This is a genomic window from Pigmentiphaga sp. H8 (assembly GCF_003854895.1).
In the GTDB taxonomy this organism is placed as follows: Bacteria; Pseudomonadota; Gammaproteobacteria; order Burkholderiales; family Burkholderiaceae_B; genus Pigmentiphaga.
This window is the reverse complement of sequence record NZ_CP033966.1, coordinates 650,377-670,353: the sequence shown is the minus strand read 5'-3', so window position 1 is coordinate 670,353 and position 19,977 is coordinate 650,377. Positions and strand designations below refer to the sequence as shown.

Here is a 19,977-nt window from a genome sequence, read left to right as displayed (position 1 = left end):
CTACTCCACCTTGACGCCGGCCCGCCGGACCGCTTCCGTCCATCGGCCGGCCTCGCCGCTCACGAAGCGGGCGAACTCGGCGCGCGACTGCGGCACGGGTTTCTCGCTCCCCCAACCTTCCCACATGCGCTGGATGTCCGGGTCGGCCAGCGCCCGGTTCAGCAGGTCGCCCATGGCATCGGCGATGCGCGGCGGCGTCGCCGACGGCGCGAACACGCCGTACCAGGTACCGAGCACCATCCGGTCCAGCCCCAGCTCCTTGACGGAGGGAACGTCGGGAAACAACGGCGAGCGGCGGTCGGACGTGACGGCGAGGGCTTTCAGCCGGCCCTCGCGCACGAAGGTGGAGGCGGCCGGCATGGTATCGAACAGGACGTCGATCTGCCCGCCCACGAGGTCCTTGAGCGCCGGCGCGCTGCCCTTGTAGGGAATGGCGACCATGTGGATGCCGGCGCTCTGCGCGAAGGTGATGCCGGCCAGGTGCTGGAGATTGCCGAGGCTGCCCACGCCGTAGCTGATGCCCTGGGGGGTGCCGCGCGCCTTGGCCACGAACGCGTCCAGGGTATCGACGCCGGTCCCGGCCTTGACCACCACCAGATTGGGCATGGTGGCGAACCGCCCGATGGGCAGGAAGTCCGGCCCGGTCAGGGGATAGGACAGCGACGGCGTCAGCGCCAGCCGGGTCAGCTCGTGGACGCTGCCGAGCAGGAAGACAGTCCCGTCCGCGGGCGCGTGCGCCACGAATTCCCGTGCCAGCACGCCGGCGCCGCCGCTGCGGTTGTCGACGATGAAGGTCTGCCCCGACAGGCGGCTCATGGCGGCGGCCAGCGGCCGCACCATCTGGTCCATCGATCCCCCGGGCGAGGCCGGCACGACCAGCCGCACCGGCTGTGCCGTCCAGGCCTCTCCCGCCGTCGCGGCCGTGGCTGCCGCCAGCCCCAGGACGATGCTTCCCCCCAGCCTTATCCAAGCCATGCTGTCTCCCCTAGTCGAAATGATGGGCGGCACCCCGCGCCGGGGCGCCGCCGTTCACGCGCGAAACAGATCGAGCATCTCGGCGCCGGGCTCGAAGCCCAGGCCGGGCGTATCCGGAAGGTCGAGCCAGCCGGAGGCGGGCTCGGGAAAGCCGGTGAAAAGGCGGTGCATCAGCGCGACCGTGGGCAGGTGCCACTCGACCTTGCCGCCGTTGGCCAGCCCCGCGTGCAGGTGCATGTTGTGCAGCGGAAAGGCGCCGCCGTTGGTGATCGGGACGTTGAACGCGCTGGCGAGTCCCGCGATGCGGACACATTGCGTGTAGCCGCCGCCGATCACCACATTGGGCTGGATGAAATCCACCGCGCCGTGGACCAGCATGTCGCGGAAGCGGAAGGCGAGCCCTTCGTTCTGCCCGGCCGCCACCGCGATGCCGCAGCGGCGGCGCAGGTCCGCCATGGCGGGAATGTCGTTCTGCGTGACCGGCTCCTCGAAGAAGGCGATGCGGCAATCGGACAGGTTCATCGCCAGGCGCTGCGCATGGAAGGCGTCGAGGCTGCAATTGGCATCGATGTAGATCTGCGCGTCCGCGCCCGCGGCCTCGCGCACGGTACGCACCCGGCGTTCGTCCTCGGCGATGACCTCGTCCAGCGAAGGGCCGCCGCGATCGCGCCGCTGCAGTGCCTGGTGGCCGACGACCATCTTCAGGTGCTGGTAGCCCTGGGCCCGGAGCGTGCCAGCCGCCTGGCCGAGCGCGTCGCGGTCCAGGAAATCGAAGCCGAAGGTCGCATAGACGGGCACGCGCGCGCGGGCGCCGCCCAGCAGCCGCCATACCGGCTGCGCCAGCGCCTTGCCCTTGATGTCCCACAAGGCGATATCCACGGCCGCCATGGCGTGGGCGGCGTGGCCGGTCTGCCCCCGGGGGGACAGCAGCCAGTACAGGCGGTCCCACAGCGCCTCGTGGTTCATGGGGTCCTCGCCGACCAGCGCCGGCGCGGCCACGTCGTTCACGGCCGCGGCCACGACCCGTTCGTTGGTGATGGACGTCAGCCCGTGGCCGCACAGCCCGGTGGAGGTTTCCACCCGCACCAGGCAGGCGCGGATTTCCTGCTCGACGGGCGCGGTCCCGGCGATGCCGACCTGCACGGGCCATTTGATCGGCACCGCGGCGACTCGTGTGATCTTCATGTCCGCTCCCGTGTGCCCTACTCGACCTTGATGTCGTTGTCCCGCGCCACCTTGGTCCAGAGCGGCACCTCCTTCTCGATCAGGCGGCGGAACTCGTCGGAGGTGCTGGCCTGGGCCGAGCAGCCGAGGGCGGACATCTTCTTGCTCACCTCGGGCAGGGCGACCACGCGCGCGATCTCCCGCTGCAATACCTGGACCACATCCGCCGGCGTGCCGGTCGGCGCCAGCAGGCCCGCCCACAACTCGACATCCAGGTCCACCCCCGCCTCCCGCATGGTCGGGACCTCGGGCAGGAAGCCGGCCCGCTGCGGAGAGGTCACGGCCAGAGCCCGCACGCGCTTGCCCTGCAAGCCCGTCATGGCCGGCGCCGGATCGGTGATGGCCATGGTGACGTTGCCCGCCATGACCGCCTGAATCGACTCGTTGCTGCCCTTGTAGGGGATGTGCGCGAAGCGCGCGCCGGTCTTGCCGTTGAACAGTTCGGTCACGAGCTGGAACGAGGCGGCGCTGGAGCCGTAGTTCGCCTTGTCCGGATGCTGCTTCGAATAGGCCACCAGATCGCTCACGGACTTGATCGGCAGCGAGGCATCCGATACCAGCACCAGCGGAAACTTCGCCGTCAGCGAGATGGGGGTGAAGTCCTCGACCTTGTAGGGCAGCTTGGCGTACAGGGCCGGATTGAACGAGATGGGGCCGCTGGCCCCCCAGAACAGCGTGTAGCCGTCGGGCTTGGCCTTGGCCACGTAGGCCGCGCCCACGATGGAGGCCACGCCGGGCCGGTTCTCGACGATCACGGGCTGCTTGAGCCCCTTGGTCATTTCCTCGGCCACGATCCGCGCCAGGACATCGTTGCCCCCGCCCGCCGCGTAGCCGATGATGATCGTGATGGGACGCGCGGGATAGGACGGCTGCGCGTGCGCGGCCGGCAGGCCGAGCGGCGAGATGGCCAGCGCCAGCGCGGCCAGGTTCAGGATGCGGCGTACTTGCATGGTGTCTCCTTCCATGGGACTCGTGCGTTCCCTCGTTTCCGGCCACGGGCGGCAGTTGCCGCCGGCGCCGCTAGATCCCGCCGATGCGCACGTGCAGCACGGCGGCCCTGCCTTCATCGACGGCGCGCAGGCAGCGGGCGATCGCGGCCGGCACGTCGTCGGGGTCCTCCACCATCTCGCCATGGCCGCCGAAGGCCTGGGCGACCAGTTCGAAGCGGCGCGTCTCGCCATGCAGGCGCGCGTGGAACTCGTCCGTATCGGCCGCCGTGCCATCCGGATGCACGCGCAGCACGGCCTCCTTCACCGCCTGCCAGCCGCCGTTGTCCAGCACCACGGTCAGGATGGGCAGCCGGTAGCGCTGCGCGACATCGTAGACCGAGGTGGGCGTGCCGAAGTGGAAGCCGCCGTCGCCGACCATCTGCACCACGCGCGCATCCGGCCGCGCCAGCTTGACGCCCAGCGCCATGCCGCCGCTGTAGCCCAGGCCGCCTCCGGCCGTGCCCAGCAGCGTCAGCGGCCGGGTCCGGCGGATGTGGCCCAGCACCGCGGGCGCGTTGCGGATGGCTTCGTTGATGACCACGTCGTCCTGGGACAGCGCCGCGCTCAACTGCGCGCACAGGTAGGCGGGCGAGATCGCGCCACGCGCGCCACGCTTGCCCGCGGCCTGGGACAGGCCCTCGGCACGGGCCTGGGCCTGCGCCCGATAGCCGTCCAGGCGCGCACGCACCCGCTCGTGGAAATCCTGCCCGGCCCGGGCCCGGACGATGTCGATGACCTGGCGCAGCACCGTGGCGCAATCGGCCTGCACCCGCATGTCGGTCGCGAATCCCCACATGGGGAAATCCTTCTTGATCGGATCGACGTCGACATGCAGCCAGCGCATGCCGGGCCGTTCGGCCACGTACTTGGGCAGCCAGGGCACGTCCACGTCCAGCAGCAGGCCCAGGTCGGCATCGGCCTGCGCCGCGCCGGGATCGAAGCCGCCGAAGCACGGCGAATCGCGCGAGATGCCCAGGTAGCTGGGCGCGAATTCGAAGACGCGGATGCCGCACAACAGGGCCAGCTCCTCCAGCGCCTCGACCGCCTCGGCCTTGCGGCCGAGATAGGCGGTGACGGCCATGGGCCGCTCGGCACTCATCAAGGCCTCGGCGATCTGCGCGGCGCGCGCCTCGTCGATGCCGCCGGCGGCCACGGGGCCATAGCGATCCTGGCCGAAGGCCTGCACCTGCTCCTCGGCCCATTCCTGGGTCAGCGCCTCGCGCGGCAGCGTCAGGTAGACCGGGCCCGGCGGATCGCTCTGCATGACCGAGTGGCCGCGACGCACCACCTCGCGGGCATTGATGCCGGTCGACAGCGAGTATTCCCATTTGACGTAGGGGCGCACCAGGCTGGCCATGTCGAACGGGTCCTGCACGAAGTGCACATAGTTGTCGCGCGATCCCGGCAGCTCGCCGCGCACGGTGCCCGGCGCCCGCCCCGCCATCAGCATGACCGGCAGCCGCGAGCGGAACATGTTGTGCATGCCCATGGCGGCGTTGGCCGTGCCGGCGTCCACGTGGACCATCACCGCCTGCCCCTGCCCGGTCATCGCCGCGTAGCCGGCGGCCATGTGGATCGCGACGTTCTCGTGCGGACAAAGCATGAAGCGGGGGTGCTTGCGCCCCTGCTCGCGCCAGCGCGCGAGTTCCTCGATGACGGAGGCGTGGTCGGTGCCCAGGTTGGAAAACACGTACTCGATGCCGAGGTCGGTGAGTCCCTGGAGCAAGTAGTGGGCGCTGCTGTACATGGGGTCTCCTGTAGGGGTTCGCCCATCTTAGGAATGGCAGTGAAATCCGTAAAATGAAATGAGCTGATGTCTGACATGCACCAGAGGTATATCTTCTCCATGGCCAAACGTCTTTCGCACCAGGTCGACCTGAACCTGCTCGAGCTGTTCCTGGCGGTGTACGGCAGCCGCAACCTCACCACCGCCGGCCGGGAACTGGGACTGAGCCAGCCCGCGATGAGCCGCGCCCTCGCCCGCCTGCGCGATGCCTATGGCGACCCGCTGTTCGTGCGCCAGCCGCACGGCCTGCTTCCCACGCCCTTCGCCGACAGCCTGAATTCGTCGCTGCACCAGGCCCTGGACATCGTGCGCTGGACGCTGCACACGCCGGCCTTCGTCCCGGCCAACGAACGGCGCGTGTTCACCCTGGCGATGTCCGACGTCAGCGAGCAGGTGTTCCTGCCCGGCCTGGCCCGGCGGGTGGCGGAACAGGCACCCGGCGTGCACCTGCGCACCAGCCAGTTGCAGGGCAAGGCGCTGCGCGACGCCATGGCGGACGGCAGCGTGGACCTGGCCATCGGCCACCTGCGGCTGGACCCGGAAGGCCTGCAGGCCGACCGCCTGTTCTCCGCCCGCTATGCCTGCATCGCCCGCAGCGACCACCCCGCCATAGGCAGCCGGATGACAATGGCGAACTTCCGTCAGCTCGGCCATGTGATCTCGGAAGGTTCGATGACGGGCCATGCGCACGTGCTGGAAGGCATCCTTGCCTCGCGCAAGGTGGGCGCATCCGTCGCCCTGCGCGTGGGCCACTTCCTGTCGATCGGCCGCATCGTCGCCCAGACCGACTACATCGCCACCATCCCGCGCACCCTGGCCGCCACCTTCGAGACCGCCTGGGGCGTCAGGATGTACGCACCGCCGATGCGGCTTCCCGCCTACGACGTGTCGCAGTTCTGGCACGAGCGCTATGCGCGCGAGCCCGGGCTGGTCTGGCTGCGGACCGTGCTCCGCGACTTGTTCGGCCGGCTCCCGCCGGCGCAGGCGGCTCTGTAACCGGACTCGACATCCCGGACGGCCCGTTGCTATGTTGCCTGTCCATGGACACACACGATACGGACCCCGCCAGCCGTAGCGATGGCGGCTACGGCTGGGTCATCGTCGCCGCGGGCGCGTTGATCACCTGCGTGGCGGCCGGCGCCATGTTCTCGCTGGCGGTCTACCTCCAGCCCATCTCGGCCGACACCGGCTGGTCGCGCGCCGGCATCTCGGCGGCGATGACGCTCGATTTCCTGGTGATGGGCGTCGCCGCCTTCGGCTGGGGCACGCTGAGCGACCGCTACGGCACGCGCCCCGTGGTGCTGGCCGCGTCGCTGCTGCTGGGCCTGGGCCTGCTGCTGGCCAGCCGCGCCACCTCGTTGCCGGCCTTCCAGCTCGGCTATGGCGTACTGGTGGGCGTGGCGGGCGGCGCGTTCTTCGCCCCGCTGATGGCCCTGGCCACGACCTGGTTCGAACGCCACCGGGCGCTGGCGGTCTCGCTGGTATCGGCGGGCATGGGGGTCGCCCCCATGACGGTCTCGCCGCTGGCGAGCTGGCTCATCCTGGAATACGGCTGGCGCACGGCGATGGCCACGACAGGCATCGCCGCCCTGCTGCTCCTGATTCCCGCCGCCCTGCTCATCCGCCAGCCGCCCGCCGCGCGGCTGGCCCGGCAGGCCCAGCCCGAAGCGGCCGGCCCCGGCCTGTCGGTGCGACAGGCCCTGCGATCGGCGCCCTTCATCGCGCTGGCGTTGACCTTCTTCCTGTGCTGCGCCGCCCATTCCGGCCCGATCTTCCACGTGGTCAGCTTCGCCACGTTCTGCGGCATCGCGCCCATGGCGGCCGTGACCATCTACAGCGTGGAAGGACTGGCGGGACTGGGAGGACGGCTGCTGCTGGGCGCGCTGGCCGACAGGCTGGGCACCAAGCGCGTGCTGATAGCCGGCCTGCTGCTGCAGGCCGTGGTGATAGGTGTCTATTCGCAGGCCCGCCTGATCGGCGAGTTCTACGGCCTGTCCATCCTGCTGGGCGCCGCCTACGGCGGTGTGATGCCGCTGTACGCGGTGCTGGCGCGGGACTACTTCGGCCCGCGCATCATGGGCAGCATCTTCGGCGCCGCGGTCATGGCCTCGAGCCTGGGCATGGCCTTCGGACCGCTGGCCGGAGGCTGGATCTTCGACCATTTCAACGGCTATGCCTGGCTGTACCTGGGCTCGGCCGCGGTCGGCCTAGGCGCGGTCGCGATGGCCTTCGCCTTCCCGCCATCGCCGGCCAGGGCAGCGCTTCAGACGGACTGAATCGCGGCTTTTCCCTCCCGCCAAAAGGTTACTATATGTGTCAAATTATTAGTAACCTGAATCGACGAGGGGAGTGGAATGATACGCAGTGTTGGTGCGATGGTTGTCGCGATAGTGCTTTCGGGCTGCGCCATGAATGCGCCGCAGTATTCGGCCCGCATGGATAATGTGATCAAGCTGAAGGATGCGGAGTTCCGGGACGCCAAGGTGGCGGACTTCAGCAGCCTGGCCGCCAAGGACAATGCCAACCCGATTTCCCTGCGCGCCGATCGCCTCGAGTCGCCTTACGGCAAGTCCTATTCCGCCTACCTGACCGAGGCCATCAAGCAGGAGCTCACGCTCGCGGGCAAGTACTCGCAGGCCTCGAACGTGGAAATCTCGGGTGAACTCCAGAAGAACGACCTGAACGCGGGATCGTTCACCACCGGTGACGGCCTCATCGCCGCGCGCGTGGTGGTCAGGAAGGGTGGGCAGGTCGCGTACGACCAGGTCAAGTCCGCCACGATCACCTGGCCTTCCTCCTTCGTGGGTGCCGTTGCAATCCCCGCCGCCGCGCAGTCCTATCCCAAGCTCGTGCAAACGCTGCTGGACACGCTGTTCAGCGACAAGGCGTTCCTGGACGCGCTCAAGTAATCGACACGGAGTTTCCGCATGAATCTCATCAAGCGCCTGAGCGCGCTGGCGGCGGTCCTGGTCCTGGCCGGCTGCGCCCATCCCATATCGATCGCGCCCGACGTCGCCAAGCTCGCCCCCAGCGAAAGCGGGCGGCGGATCGAGGCCCGCGTGGCCTACCACATTCCCGATTCGCTACAGGATAAGGACGTCATCACGGCGGGCGGAGGCGGAGACAAGGTCCAGTACAAGCCGTACAAGGACATGGAAGCCGCTTTCTATGTGATGCTGGGCAACGTCTTCGCGCAGGTCACCAAGACGAAGGCCGTCCCCCCAGCCGCCACGGAGAACGTCAGCTACGTGATCACGCCCGAGATACTGACTGCCTCGTCTTCCGAAAGCCTGCTCACCTGGCCACCGACGCGCTTCCAGACCCAGTTGACCTGCGTCGTCACGGATGCCGCGGGCAACCCGGTGACCACGGTCAGCGTAATGGGGGAAGGACTCGCAGAATTCGACGAGTTCAAGACCAACTTCAATCTTGCGGCGCAGCGGTCGACGGAAAGCGCCCTGCTGAAAATGCGGGACGCCTTGCTGGCCGATGCAACGCTGAAGAAATAGTCTGGAAACCCGGCCCCTCAGGCTGGGTACATCGGCTTGTTGTCGTTCAGGTTCAGCCAGCCCTTCACGATGCGGTAGATGTACCAGATGAAGGCCACGAACCACACGACCCAGCCGATGAAGGCCCATACCGTCAGCGCTCCCACGATGGCCCACAGCACGGAGAACCAGAACGTGCGGATCTGCCAGCGGAAGTGGCTGTCCAGCCAGGTGCCCGCCATGTCGCCCTTCTTGACGTAGTTGATGATGATCGCGACGATGCTGCTCAGGCCGATCAGGATGGCCAGCGCGTACAGCGCATAGACCACGGTGGTGAGGTTCTTGGCGGATTGAAGCTTGGCGGTGTCGACCGTGACGTCGTTCATGATGCACCTCTTGTTGTTGTGGGTAGCGGGCATCGGGAACCGCATGGTCGGGCGGCCCGCGCCGCCTGCTGCAGTCACGGCCTGGCGGCACGCCGGCGCACCAGGCGCCATCCCATCAACCCCGCGAAGACCACAGTGTAGAGAAACACCGCCGAAAAATCATTCTTGCCGGCCTTCTGCCACCAATAGTGCAACAGCACGAGCACGCCGATCAGGTAGACCAGCCGGTGCAGCGACTGCCAGCGCGAGCCCAGGCGCCGCATCCAGCCGCGCGTGGACGTGGCCGCGAGCACGCACAATCCCAGGAAGCCGGCGAACCCCATCGTGATGAACGGACGCTTGGCCACGTCGCGCGCGATGGACATCAGATCGAACCACTGGTCCCACCAGATGTAGGTGGTGAAATGCAGGCAGGCGTAGAAGAAAGCGAACAGCCCGCACATGCGGCGCACCCGCAGCAGGGCCGGCTGGCCCAGCAGGACGCGCAAAGGGCTGATCGCCAGCGTGACCAGCAGCGCCACCAGGGTCCAGGTGCCCGAGGAACGGGTCAGGAACTCCACGGGATTGGCCGTCAGCGCATCCGTCGCCCCCAGCCAGATCCAGCGCGCCAGCGGCAGCAGCGCGACGACGAACAGCAGGACCTTGAAGCGCCCCACGGCCAGCCCGAACACGCGCGGCTCGGACGGCGCTGCCCGGGTGGCGGTACGCGGCGGCGCGACGGGCATGTCCGCCATCTCAGTAGTCGCGGGCCAGGTCCATGCCGGCGTACAAGCTGGCGACCTGGTCGCCGTAGCCGTTGAACATCAAGGTCTTGCGCTTGGGCGAAAACAGGCCGTCCTCGCCGATGCGGCGCTCGGACGCCTGGCTCCAGCGCGGATGGGGCACGTTGGGATTGACGTTGGCGTAGAAACCGTATTCCTGCGGCGCGGCCTTGACCCAGCTGGTGGCGGGCTGTTTTTCCACGAAGCGTATCTTCACCAGCGACTTGCCCGACTTGAAGCCGTATTTCCAGGGCACCACCACGCGCACGGGGGCGCCGTTCTGGTTGGGCAGGGTTTCGCCGTAGACGCCGAAGGTGAGCAGGGTCAGCGGCTGCATGGCCTCGTCCATGCGCAGCGCCTCGACATAGGGCCAGTCGAGCACGCGCGCGCGCAGGCCGGGCATGGTGTCGGGCTGCACGGCGGTGACGAATTCGACGAAGCGGGCATTGCCGGTGGGTTCGACCCGGCGGATCAGCGCCGCCAGCGAATACCCGGTCCAGGGAATCACCATGGACCAGCCCTCGACGCAACGCAGCCGGTAGACCCGCTCTTCCAGCGGCGCCAGCTTGCGCAGGTCGTCCAGGGACAGCACCTGCGGCTTCTTGACCTCGCCCTCGATCGCGACAGTCCAGGGCGAGGTGCGGAAACGCCCCGCATGGTCCGAGGGATCGCCCTTGTCGGTGCCGAATTCGTAGAAATTATTGTAGGTGGTGACGTCTTTCTGCGAGGTCGGCTTGTCCATCACCACGAACGCGCCATTGCGCTGCGCCGCCAGCTTCACGCCCGTCGTCTGCGCGAACGCCTGCCGGTCGCTCCACCCCGCCAGCCCCAGCGCCGACGCGGCCAGCCCCGCCTGCAACATCCACCGCCGCCGCTCGCGATAGACCGCCTCGGGCGTGATCTCGGAAGGCAAAACATCGGCAGGCCTGCGTATCAGCATGACGGTCTCCAGTCCGTATAAAGCCCACCCCGTACCCGCTTACGCGGGCCCCCTCAAGGGGGCAGCGCGGGTGGACCGGCAAAGCCGGATCCACCGCATCCTGGGTCTAGGACCGCTATCTTGGGGTGTGGTTCCGTTGCTATCGCTGGCTGCCAGCGGTAGCAACCGTGAGCCAATGTCAGAGCTCTCCATAGGAGTGCAGTCCCGACAGGAACATGTTCACGCCCAGGAAGGCGAAACCCGTTACCAGCAGGCCCACCAGGGCCCAGTAGGCGGCGCCGTTGCCGCGCAGGCCCTTGATCAGCCGCATGTGCAGCCAGGCCGCGTAGTTCAGCCAGACGATCAGCGCCCAGGTCTCCTTGGGATCCCACTGCCAATAGGCACCCCAGGCGTCGGCCGCCCACAGCGCGCCCAGCACCGTGGCGACGGTGAAGAACGCGAAGCCCACGGCGATGGCCTTGTACATGATGTCGTCCAGCACCTCGAGCGCGGGCAGGCGATCGGCCAGCTGGCGGCGGCCCAGCAGGATGCCGCCGACGATCAGCGCGGCCACGCCGGCGTAGGTCATCCAGTAGGCCGGCATGCCGGTCTGGCGGAAGATCAGCGGCTCGACCGCCAGCAGCACGCCCAGGATGAACAGCGGCGCCAGCTTCACCCACGAGGAGGTCTTGCCGTGCGCCTTGACCAGGTAGGCGAAGGCGACCATGGCGGCCAGCGAGAACGTGCCGTAGCCGATGAAGTTGGCGGGCACGTGCAGCTTCATCCACCAGCTTTGCAGGGCCGGCACCAGCGGCTGGATCTGCTGCGCGCCACGGTCGAAGGTGTACCAGACCAGGAAGGCGACGGCCGAGGCGATGACCAGCAGTACGAAGCCGCCCAGGCTGCGCGTGTCGTATTTGCGCTCGTAGTACAGGTAGAACAGCGCCGTGATCAGCGAGAAAAGAATGAAGACTTCGTACAGGTTGCTGACGGGGATGTAGCCGATGTCCGGGCTGAGCAGGTAGCTTTCGTGCCAGCGCACCAGAAGGCCCGTCAGGCCGGCGAACACCGCGCTCCAGGTCAGCGCCGTCCCCAGCCAGGCTGCCGTGCCGCTGCGGGCGATCAGGCCTATCCAGTAGCATCCGGTGGCGATGACGAACAGCGCGCACATCCACAGGATGGCGGACTGCGAGGACAGCAGATATTTCAGGAAGAAGGCCTGGTCGGCCCGCGCGAGGTCGCCCTGGTAAAGGGTGACGGCCAGGCCGCCGCTGATGGCCACCGCGATCATCAGCGCGCGCAGCGGACGCCACAGCCAGGCCAGCCAGGCCAGCACGACCGCCGTGCCGGCCAGGATGGCCTTGTCGTAGTAGTTCATGATCCCGCCTACCCGCTGGAACGCGAAGGCGGCGCCCGCCGCCAGCAGCGCGGCGAAGGCGATGTCGGTCCAGTCGAGCCCCCGGGGCCCGTCCATGCCCCGGCGGGGAGTCCGGACGGCGCCGTCGCGGGCGGATGAGGTCAGTTCCATTAGCTACCCTTTCTGCTGCGGCGGCAAGGCGGCGATATCCGCCTTGAGCCGTTCGAATTCCTGGTTGAAATCCAGCGTGCGCCGCTGGGAAGTCATGGCCATCATGGTGTGCGCACCCTGTCCGTCCTGCCCCGGCTTGACCCACAGCCAGACGCGGCGCTCGCGGATGTAGAACATCGAGAATACGCCCAGGATCAGCAGCACGCAGCCCAGGTATACCGCATTTTTGCCGGGGGTCCGGCTCAATTGGAACACGCTGGCCTGGACGTGATGGAAATCCTTCAGGCTGAGCACGACCGGCGCCGGATACAGAAACAGGTCCGACATCGCGCCCACGGCCGCCTGGGTCCAGGCCGCGGCCTCGGCGCCCTCGGGGCCGCTGGTGGGCAGCGCGGGCAGCCCCGCGCGCTCGCGCTCGACCGCGCGCAGCTCGCCCATCGCGCCGCCCAGCAGCTTGACCACGACGTCGGCCGCGCGCTGCTGTTCGCCGGACGACACGTTGGTTTCCAGGAAACGGGCGATGGATTGCAGGCCGCCGTCGGCGAAGGTGTCCAGCGCCCGCTCGGCCGAAGCCTGCAACTGGGCGGTCAGTTCGCTGTCGGCGGCGCTGCCCGCGGCCAGCCGGTTGGCGTGGGCGAAGCGGCGCGCGGCCAGCGCGCGGGCCTGCGGATCCTGCAGGATGGCGCGCAGGCCCAGGAATTCCTTCAGGGAGTTGTCGGCGTCGGCCGGCATGCGCACGTAGCGGAAATCATCGTCGGGGTTGGTGCGCACCCCGGACAGGAAGACCTTCACGCCATCGACGTCGACCGGCAGCATGTAATTGTGGAATTCGTGCGCCTGGCCGCTGGCGTCGCGCAGCTTGTACTGCACGCTGGGGCCGACGTTGCGAAAATCCTCGTTCTGGCCCACCCGGGCGGCACTGCCGGACACCGCCGCGACGTGCTCGCGCAAGGCCTTGGGCTCGGCCGCGCCCACGCGGCCGTTGGCGAAGTTCTCGACGTTGATGGGGCGGAAACCGCTGAACTCGACGGTCAGGTCCTTCAGCGCGTCGCTGGCGGGGGCGCCGTCGGCCACCAGTTGCGCCGTGCCGCCGACCTTGCCCGACACCGGGAAGGTATAGGGCTGGCCGCCGCGCAGTGCGTAACCGGTCAGCTCCAGGGTACTGCCGCCGTCGTCGAAGCTGGACTGGTAGACCGTCACGCCCTTGTAGCGCAGCGGTTCATTGACCTTGATGGTGGCGGGGAAGTGTTCGCCGGTCTCGTTGTCGGTGACCTCGACCTCGCTCGCGAACAGGCGCGGCATGCCCGTGGAATAGTATTCGACGATGAATTTCTTCAGCTCCAGCGTGAACGGCAGGGGCTGGACCAGCGCGCCGTCGTCCACCATGACGATGCCGTTGCGGGCCTTGCCGCCCTCGGGCACCAGCACGCTGCTGCGGAAACTGGGGTTGCCCAGGCCCAGGCGTCCGGAGGCGGGCACGTCGGCGATGGCCATGTTCTCGAACAGGGGCTTCTTGCCGGCCAGCCAGATCTGCAGCCGTATCGGCAGCTCGCTGTCGAGCAGGCCGCCTATGCAGACGATGACGATGGCCGTATGGGCGAAGATGTAGCCCAGCCGGTTGCCGCTGCCCCGCTTGGCCGCCAGCAGCGTGGCCGGGCCCTCGGTCCGGGCGCGCACCGCATAGCCCTGGCGCTTGAGCAGCTCGGCCAGCGAGCCGGCCAGTTGGGCCGGTGCCGCCGGCGACGCGAACTCGGCTCGGTGATGGAAGGATCGCAGGCTGCTTTCGCGCACGTGTTCGCGGAACGAACGCATGTCGCGCACCATCTTGGGCGCGGTGCGGAGGATGCAGAGGCTGGTGGAGACCACCAGGAAACCCATGATGAGCAGGAACCACCACGCGTTGTAGACGTGGTAGAGCGAGAAGGTCTCGAACACCTCGAACCAGAACTGCCCGAACTGGTTGACGTAGTTGTTCGACGGCTGGTTCTGCACCAGCACCGTCCCGACGATGCTGGCCAGGCAGATGAAGACCAGCAGGCTGACGGCGAACCGCATCGAAGCCAGCAGTTCTAGCAGATCGGCGCCGAGGCCGCGCGAGGCCGGGCGGGAAGCGGAGGAAGTGGCGGTGGTCATGATGGGTGCTGCGGACCTCGGTTCGGACAGGTCGGTTGCCGCTGAAAACCTGCCAAATCATGCAAAAGCAAAGGGGCGGAAGATCCGCCCCTTCAATGACCGCGATCGACAGCAGTGGTTCCGGGCGCGGATCAGCGCAGGCCGGCGATGTAGTCGGCCACGGCCTTGATTTCGGCGTCGGTCATCTTGTTGGCGATCTGCGCCATCGGCACGTTATTGTGCCGCGCGCCGCTGCGGAAGGCCACGAGCTGGGCCTCGGTGTACTCGCCGAACTGGCCGCCCACGCGCGGATATTGCGAGGGAATGCCGGCGCCGTTGGCGCTGTGGCAGGAGGCGCAGGCCGGAACGCCCTTGCTGGCGATGCCGGCGCGGAAGATGCGCTGGCCGAGTTCGACGGTGTCCTTGCTCTTGGCCACGGCGGGCTTGAGGGTCTGGGCGCCGAGGTAGGCCGAGATGTTGCGCATGTCCTCGTCGGTCAGGCCGGCGGCGTTGACGTTCATGACGGCATTGACGCGCTCGGGCGTCTTGGCGCCTTCCTTGACCTTGAAATTGACGAGCTGCTTGTAGATGTAGTCGGGATGCTGGCCGGCCAGCTTGGGATTGGCGGCGCCGGCGCTATTGCCGCCGGGGCCATGGCAACTGGCACAGGAAATGATGTTGCGGGCCGCGTCGCCGTTGGTGAACAACTGCTCGCCCTTGGCCGCGTCGACCTTGGGACGGGGTTGGGCATCGGCGGCCAGGGACGGCAGAGCCATCGTCGCACCCAGGATTGCACCGCTCGCGACAAGCATCAGGGACAGCACACGCTTCATGAAAACCTCGACCTAAATTCCACAATCAGGCTACGGATACGCGACTCACGGATGCCCTGCTCCTGCTGCTCCAGCCGACGTGCGGCAAGAATTCTCCTGCAGGTGTCTCCGCGGGGCCCACCTACCCCCCACCTACTCCGTTTATCGATTCGTCCCGGCTCGCGCCGGAGGTGATCGTTCTTCTACTGCGAGTTTTGTTCTACTGCAAACCTGGTTCGCCCCCGCTCCCGCGGGGAACGCATAGGCAAGCCCAACGGCGCTTTCCTATGTTAAGTAACCGCTTATTATAGCAACTACAACGTAGCCCATAGAAAACTATTCGGGAAGGACCATCATGGCTGTCTACCAGCTCGGCGCCGACGCGCCCCGCATTCCGGACTCGGCATACGTGGCCGAGCAGGCCACCGTCATCGGCAAGGCCAGGCTGGGCGAGAACGCCAGCGTCTGGCCGGGCGCGGTGATCCGGGCCGACAACGACGACATCGTCCTGGGCGACTCCAGCAACATCCAGGAAGGCGCGGTGCTGCACACCGACCCGGGGCTCAAGCTCACCATCGGCGACTACGTGACCGTCGGGCACCAGGCCATGCTGCACGGCTGTACCATCGGCGACGGCTCGCTGATCGGCATCCAGGCCGTGGTGCTGAACCGCGCGGTCATCGGCAAGAACTGCCTGGTGGGCGCGGGCGCCATCGTGACCGAGGGCAAGGAGTTCCCCGACCGTTCGCTGATCCTGGGCGCGCCCGCCAAGGTCGTGCGCCAGCTGACCGACGAGGACATCGCCCGCATCCGGGCCGGCGTGGAAAGCTACGTGAAGCGGCAGCAGTTGTTCAAGAAGGAATTGAAGCGGGTCGGCTGACGCGCGACCGCGCCGCGGGGCCGGCCGTACAATAGCGGGTTATTGCTTAACTTCGCCGGCCGGCGACGCCCAGTGTCCATTCTCCATCGCGCCCATTTCACGACGTCCGCCGCCCGGCTCGACCAGTTGCCCCCGCCCGGGGCGCCGGAGGTCTGCTTCGTCGGCCGCTCCAACGCCGGCAAGTCGTCGGCGATCAACGTGCTGACCCAGCAAAGGCGCCTGGCCTTCTCCAGCAAGACGCCGGGGCGCACCCGGCTGATCAACATGTTCGGCCTGCCCGACCCGCTCGAGCCCGAGCGCGACCTGGGGTTCCTGGTCGACCTGCCCGGCTACGGCTATGCCTCGGTGGCCCGGGAAGACCGCTCGCAGTGGGCCCAGGTGCTGGGCGGCTACCTGCGCAACCGGTCCTCGCTGGCCGGCGTCGTGCTGCTGGTGGACATCCGCCGCGGCGTGACCGACCTGGACCGCAACCTGATCGACTGGATCGCGCCGTCCGGCAAGCCGGTGCTGGCCTTGCTGACCAAGGCCGACAAATTTCCCTACGGCCAGCGCATCAAGGCCCAGTTCGCCGTCAAGAAGGAACTGGCCGCCATCGGCGCGCTGCACACCGTGCCGTTTTCCTCGACCCACCGCATCGGCCTGGACGAAGCGACCGCCCACATCGAGGGCTGGCTGATGCCCCAGGTCGCGGCATGACGCCCGCGGGGACGCAATGGTATCTTGCGATGGCAGGGGGTCCGTCCCTCGCCGCGCAGCATTGACAGGACGACAACCGCAATGAGCCAACACGAAGTATTCGCCGATTTTCCCGCCGGACGCCCCCGCCGCCTGAGGCGCGACGACTTCACCCGCCGCCTGGTGCGCGAGAACCGGCTGTCGGCCGACGATCTCATCTATCCCGTATTCGTGGCCGAGGGCAAGGGGCTGCGCCAGCCGGTGCCGTCGCTGCCGGGCGTGGAACGCTACAGCCTGGACACGCTGCTGCCGGTGGCCGAGGAATGCGTCGAGCTCGGGATCCCGGTCCTGGCGTTGTTCCCCGTGATCGCGCCTGAACTGAAGACGCCGGACGGCATCGCCGCGACGCGGCCCGACGGCCTGATCCCGCGCGTGGTGGCCGAACTCAAGAAGCGCCTGCCCGAGCTGGGCATCCTGACCGACGTCGCGCTCGACCCCTACACCAGCCACGGGCAGGACGGCCTGATCGACGAGTCCGGCTACGTGCTGAACGAGCCCACCGTCGAGATCCTGGTCAAGCAGGCCCTGGCGCAGGCCGAGGCCGGCGTGGACATCGTCGCGCCCAGCGACATGATGGACGGACGCATCGGCGCCGTGCGCCAGGCGCTGGAAGGCAACGGCCACATCCACACCCGCATCATGGCCTACTCGGCCAAGTACGCCAGCGCGTTCTACGGCCCCTTCCGCGACGCGGTCGGGTCGGCCTCGAACCTGGGCAAGTCCAACAAGGCCGCCTACCAGATGGACCCGGGCAACATCGACGAGGCCCTGCGCGAGGTCGCGCTGGACCTGCGCGAGGGCGCGGACATGGTCATGGTCAAGCCCGGCATGCCCTACCTGGACGTGCTGCGGCGGGTCAAGGACACCTTCCGCGTCCCCACCTTCGCCTACCAGGTCAGCGGCGAATACGCGATGATCAAGGCGGCCAGCGCCAACGGCTGGCTGGACGAGGACAAGGTCGTGATGGAAGCCCTGCTGGCGTTCAAGCGCGCCGGAGCCGACGGCATCCTGACCTATTTCGCGCTCGACGCCGCCCGCAAGCTGAAAGGCTGAAGCCATGGACGTCCTCTGGATCTCGGAAAACGGAGGGCCCCGTCCACATAACGCGGCGCAACTGGCCGCCAGCAAGGGCTACCTGTGGATAGACGCGGGGGCCGAGGACCTGGCGGCCAACCCCGACGCCTGGCGCGACGAGATCGCGCGGCTGACCGGCGTGCAGTTGCACGACCTGCACCTGCAGGATGCCGCCAACCCGGTCCACCCCTCGTACTTCGACAACACGACCACCTACGAGATGGTGGTATTCCGACGCATCGTGACCGACGCGCCGGCAGCCGAGCCGCGCCCCGCGGCCAACGGCAAGACGGGCATCCCGCTGCTGGCCAGCCTGCGCACGCAGCCGGTGTCGTTCTTCGTGCTGGGGCAGGCGCTGATCACCGTCCGCCACGGCTACAGCGCCACCTGCCAGGAAATGAAGCGCCGCCTGGCCGAACAGCGCGGCGAGGTCCCGCCCGAGGGGCGGCGCGACCGCGCGCCCAGCAGCATCGGCCCGCTGGGCCGCGTCCCGTCCGGCCCCGCCGAACTGATGCTGCGGCTGCTGAACGGCATGGTCGACAAGTACCTGGCGCTACGCCAGCCCCTGACCTTGCAGCTCGATCGCTGGCAGCGCGAACTGCTCAATCCCAACGGCCGTTTCCGCAACTGGCTGGCGCTGCTCGATGCCCGCATCGTGCTGCGGCGCCTGGAGAACATCTGCGAGGAACAGTACGACGCGCTGTCCGAGCTGCGCGACGCGGCCATGGACCGCAGCGAGGATGCCTGGGGCTCCGGCGCCTTCGACCAGCGGCGCGATGCGCTGCTGGTCCGCATCAACGACGTCATGGAACATGTGAACCGCGTGCTGAGCCACGCGCGGCGCATGGAATCGTCGGTGGAAACCGCCGTGCAGCTGCACTTCTCCGCCACGGCCCACCGGACCAACGAGATCATGCGCATCCTGACCGTGGTCACGGTCATCTTCATGCCGCTCACGCTCATCACCGGCATCTTCGGCATGAACGTGGACCACCTGCCCTTCGTCCACGACAGCGGATCGTTCTGGTGGATCATGGTCGGCATGGTGCTGCTGGCGCTGCTTCTGTGGAGCTGGTTCTCGGCGCGCCGCTTCCTGGAAATGCGGCCCTACCGGGTGGCGGAGGCGCTGGCGCGCAAGGCGGGACTGCGGGCCGGCAAGGACGATCCGGACACCGCCGACAGGCTTTGAGCCATGCCACCCCGCCTGTCGCTCCTGGAGTGTTCCCAGTCGATCGCCGCGCGCCTGTATGAAGGCATCGCGGCCCCCGACCAATGGCAGGCCGGGCTGGGCCTGCTGGCCGCCAAGGTGGGCGGCCAGGCCTTCCATCAGGTGACGGTGGACCTGCGCGACGGCAGCGTGCCGGACCGCGTGATCTGCGACGCCGCGCCGCTGCACAAGTTCGACGAATACGCCGAGCACTACGTCCAGGGCGACGAACGGCTGGCGCTTTTCGCGCACCTGCGGGAAGGCAGCTTCATCCTGGACCATGAGCACCTGGACAGCCGGCAGATGTCGCGCTCCGCGGTCTACGCGGACTTCCTGCGAAGCGTGGACCTGCGCCATACCCTGTGCATCCTGCAACGCGACGACGGCCATACGCGCGACTATCTGGGCATCATGCGCCCGGCGGACCACCGCCCCTATGGGGATCGCGAACGCGCCTTGCTGGAACTCGTCATGCCCGACATGGTTCGCGCGTCACGGCTGCGCGCGCGCATGAGGCAGTTGCAGCGCGAGGCGCTGGTCGGCCGCGCCGCCCTGGACGGCCTGCCACGAGGCGTGGCGGTCGTCGATGCCCGTGGCCGGATCGAATACGCCAATGCGCGCGCCGAACGATACCTACGCACGTCGCCATGGCTGGCGCCTAAAGGCGGCATCCTGGGCATGCGGGACGCCGCCACCCAGCGGCGCTTGCAGGCCGCGCTAAGCCAGGCCTGCTCGACCGCCAGGAAGGCGGACCTGTTCTCCACCGGCGGGCCGCTGCCGGTCTGGATCACCGTCCTGCCGCTGGACACCCTGCACCTGTTGGCCGGACTGCGCGACACGCCGCTGGCCCTGGTCATATTCTCCGTACCCACCGACCGCCTGCCGCTGGACACCCAGCTCATCGTCCGGGCGCTGGGCATCACGCCGGCGGAGGCACGCCTGGCCCTGGCGCTGGCCACCGGCCAGACCATCAAGGAGTACGCCGCCGCGCAGGCCGTCTCGCCGGAAACCGCGCGCAGCCACCTGAAGAACCTGTTCCGCAAGACCGGCTGCCGGCGACAGGTCGAGCTGGTGCAGTTGATCCGGACGCTGGCCTGAACC

General features: G+C 68.1%; 19 protein-coding genes. 9 read left to right on the top strand and 10 right to left on the bottom strand.

Annotated features, from left to right (window positions below; all coding sequences use genetic code 11):
* The 4 genes from EGT29_RS03295 to EGT29_RS03280 all read right to left on the bottom strand — a co-directional run bounded on the left by EGT29_RS03295 (window position 1) and on the right by EGT29_RS03280 (window position 4,935).
* Window positions 1–975, bottom strand: coding sequence for a tripartite tricarboxylate transporter substrate binding protein (locus EGT29_RS03295; protein WP_124687680.1), 975 nt, complete (start codon window positions 973–975; stop codon window positions 1–3).
* Window positions 976–1,029: 54 nt separating this feature from the next.
* A complete protein-coding gene (locus tag EGT29_RS03290; RefSeq protein WP_124687679.1) occupies window positions 1,030–2,160 on the bottom strand; it encodes a mandelate racemase/muconate lactonizing enzyme family protein in 1,131 nt (376 codons plus the stop codon).
* 17 nt (window positions 2,161–2,177) lie between these two features.
* Window positions 2,178–3,149 (bottom strand): tripartite tricarboxylate transporter substrate binding protein, encoded by a 972-nt coding sequence (locus EGT29_RS03285; RefSeq protein ID WP_161567680.1) that lies wholly within the window; start codon window positions 3,147–3,149, stop codon window positions 2,178–2,180.
* Window positions 3,150–3,219: 70 nt separating this feature from the next.
* Entirely contained in the window at window positions 3,220–4,935 is a 1,716-nt protein-coding gene (locus EGT29_RS03280) for a thiamine pyrophosphate-requiring protein (protein ID WP_124687677.1), read from the bottom strand.
* A gap of 99 nt (window positions 4,936–5,034) precedes the next feature.
* On the opposite strand from EGT29_RS03280, the gene EGT29_RS03275 reads away from it, so the two are divergent.
* The 4 genes from EGT29_RS03275 (at window position 5,035) to EGT29_RS03260 (ending at window position 8,483) form a co-directional block, all read left to right on the top strand.
* Window positions 5,035–5,970 carry a LysR family transcriptional regulator gene (locus EGT29_RS03275; RefSeq protein ID WP_161567679.1) on the top strand — a complete coding sequence of 312 codons (936 nt, stop codon included), beginning with the start codon at window positions 5,035–5,037 and terminating at the stop codon, window positions 5,968–5,970.
* Window positions 5,971–6,014: 44 nt separating this feature from the next.
* Entirely contained in the window at window positions 6,015–7,250 is a 1,236-nt protein-coding gene (locus EGT29_RS03270; protein WP_124687675.1) for an MFS transporter, read from the top strand.
* Window positions 7,251–7,409: 159 nt separating this feature from the next.
* Entirely contained in the window at window positions 7,410–7,883 is a 474-nt protein-coding gene (locus EGT29_RS03265; RefSeq protein ID WP_238160275.1) for a hypothetical protein, read from the top strand.
* Window positions 7,884–7,901: 18 nt separating this feature from the next.
* On the top strand, window positions 7,902–8,483 hold the full coding sequence (locus EGT29_RS03260) for a hypothetical protein (RefSeq protein ID WP_124687673.1): 582 nt from the start codon (window positions 7,902–7,904) through the stop codon (window positions 8,481–8,483).
* Between the two features lie 17 nt (window positions 8,484–8,500).
* On the opposite strand, the gene EGT29_RS03255 is transcribed toward EGT29_RS03260, so the two are convergent.
* From EGT29_RS03255 to EGT29_RS03230, 6 genes are all read right to left on the bottom strand, one after another.
* Entirely contained in the window at window positions 8,501–8,848 is a 348-nt protein-coding gene (locus tag EGT29_RS03255; protein ID WP_124687672.1) for a hypothetical protein, read from the bottom strand.
* A 74-nt stretch (window positions 8,849–8,922) separates the two neighbouring features.
* Window positions 8,923–9,573 (bottom strand): sulfite oxidase heme-binding subunit YedZ, encoded by a 651-nt coding sequence (locus EGT29_RS03250; protein ID WP_124687671.1) that lies wholly within the window; start codon window positions 9,571–9,573, stop codon window positions 8,923–8,925.
* 10 nt (window positions 9,574–9,583) lie between these two features.
* The gene (msrP, locus tag EGT29_RS03245; RefSeq protein WP_124687670.1) at window positions 9,584–10,549 is read right to left on the bottom strand and encodes a protein-methionine-sulfoxide reductase catalytic subunit MsrP; all 966 of its coding nucleotides are present in this window, start codon (window positions 10,547–10,549) and stop codon (window positions 9,584–9,586) included.
* A 178-nt stretch (window positions 10,550–10,727) separates the two neighbouring features.
* Window positions 10,728–12,002 (bottom strand): c-type cytochrome biogenesis protein CcsB, encoded by a 1,275-nt coding sequence (gene ccsB / locus EGT29_RS03240; RefSeq protein WP_238160414.1) that lies wholly within the window; start codon window positions 12,000–12,002, stop codon window positions 10,728–10,730.
* Between the two features lie 57 nt (window positions 12,003–12,059).
* Window positions 12,060–14,192 (bottom strand): cytochrome c biogenesis protein ResB, encoded by a 2,133-nt coding sequence (locus tag EGT29_RS03235; protein ID WP_192901818.1) that lies wholly within the window; start codon window positions 14,190–14,192, stop codon window positions 12,060–12,062.
* A 128-nt stretch (window positions 14,193–14,320) separates the two neighbouring features.
* Window positions 14,321–15,001 carry a cytochrome c gene (locus EGT29_RS03230; RefSeq protein WP_124687668.1) on the bottom strand — a complete coding sequence of 227 codons (681 nt, stop codon included), beginning with the start codon at window positions 14,999–15,001 and terminating at the stop codon, window positions 14,321–14,323.
* A 334-nt stretch (window positions 15,002–15,335) separates the two neighbouring features.
* Between EGT29_RS03230 and EGT29_RS03225 the strand changes: the two genes are divergently transcribed.
* The 5 genes from EGT29_RS03225 (at window position 15,336) to EGT29_RS03205 (ending at window position 19,974) form a co-directional block, all read left to right on the top strand.
* Window positions 15,336–15,860: a gamma carbonic anhydrase family protein gene (locus EGT29_RS03225; RefSeq protein ID WP_124687667.1), complete on the top strand. Its 525-nt coding sequence runs from the start codon at window positions 15,336–15,338 to the stop codon at window positions 15,858–15,860.
* A gap of 72 nt (window positions 15,861–15,932) precedes the next feature.
* Window positions 15,933–16,556, top strand: coding sequence for a ribosome biogenesis GTP-binding protein YihA/YsxC (gene yihA, locus EGT29_RS03220; protein WP_124687666.1), 624 nt, complete (start codon window positions 15,933–15,935; stop codon window positions 16,554–16,556).
* Window positions 16,557–16,637: 81 nt separating this feature from the next.
* Entirely contained in the window at window positions 16,638–17,648 is a 1,011-nt protein-coding gene (hemB, locus tag EGT29_RS03215; RefSeq protein WP_124687665.1) for a porphobilinogen synthase, read from the top strand.
* Between the two features lie 4 nt (window positions 17,649–17,652).
* Complete coding sequence (locus EGT29_RS03210) at window positions 17,653–18,858, top strand: magnesium transporter CorA family protein (RefSeq protein WP_124687664.1); 1,206 nt, start codon at window positions 17,653–17,655, stop codon at window positions 18,856–18,858.
* Window positions 18,859–18,861: 3 nt separating this feature from the next.
* Window positions 18,862–19,974, top strand: coding sequence for a LuxR C-terminal-related transcriptional regulator (locus tag EGT29_RS03205; RefSeq protein ID WP_124687663.1), 1,113 nt, complete (start codon window positions 18,862–18,864; stop codon window positions 19,972–19,974).
* Window positions 19,975–19,977 lie beyond the last annotated feature (3 nt).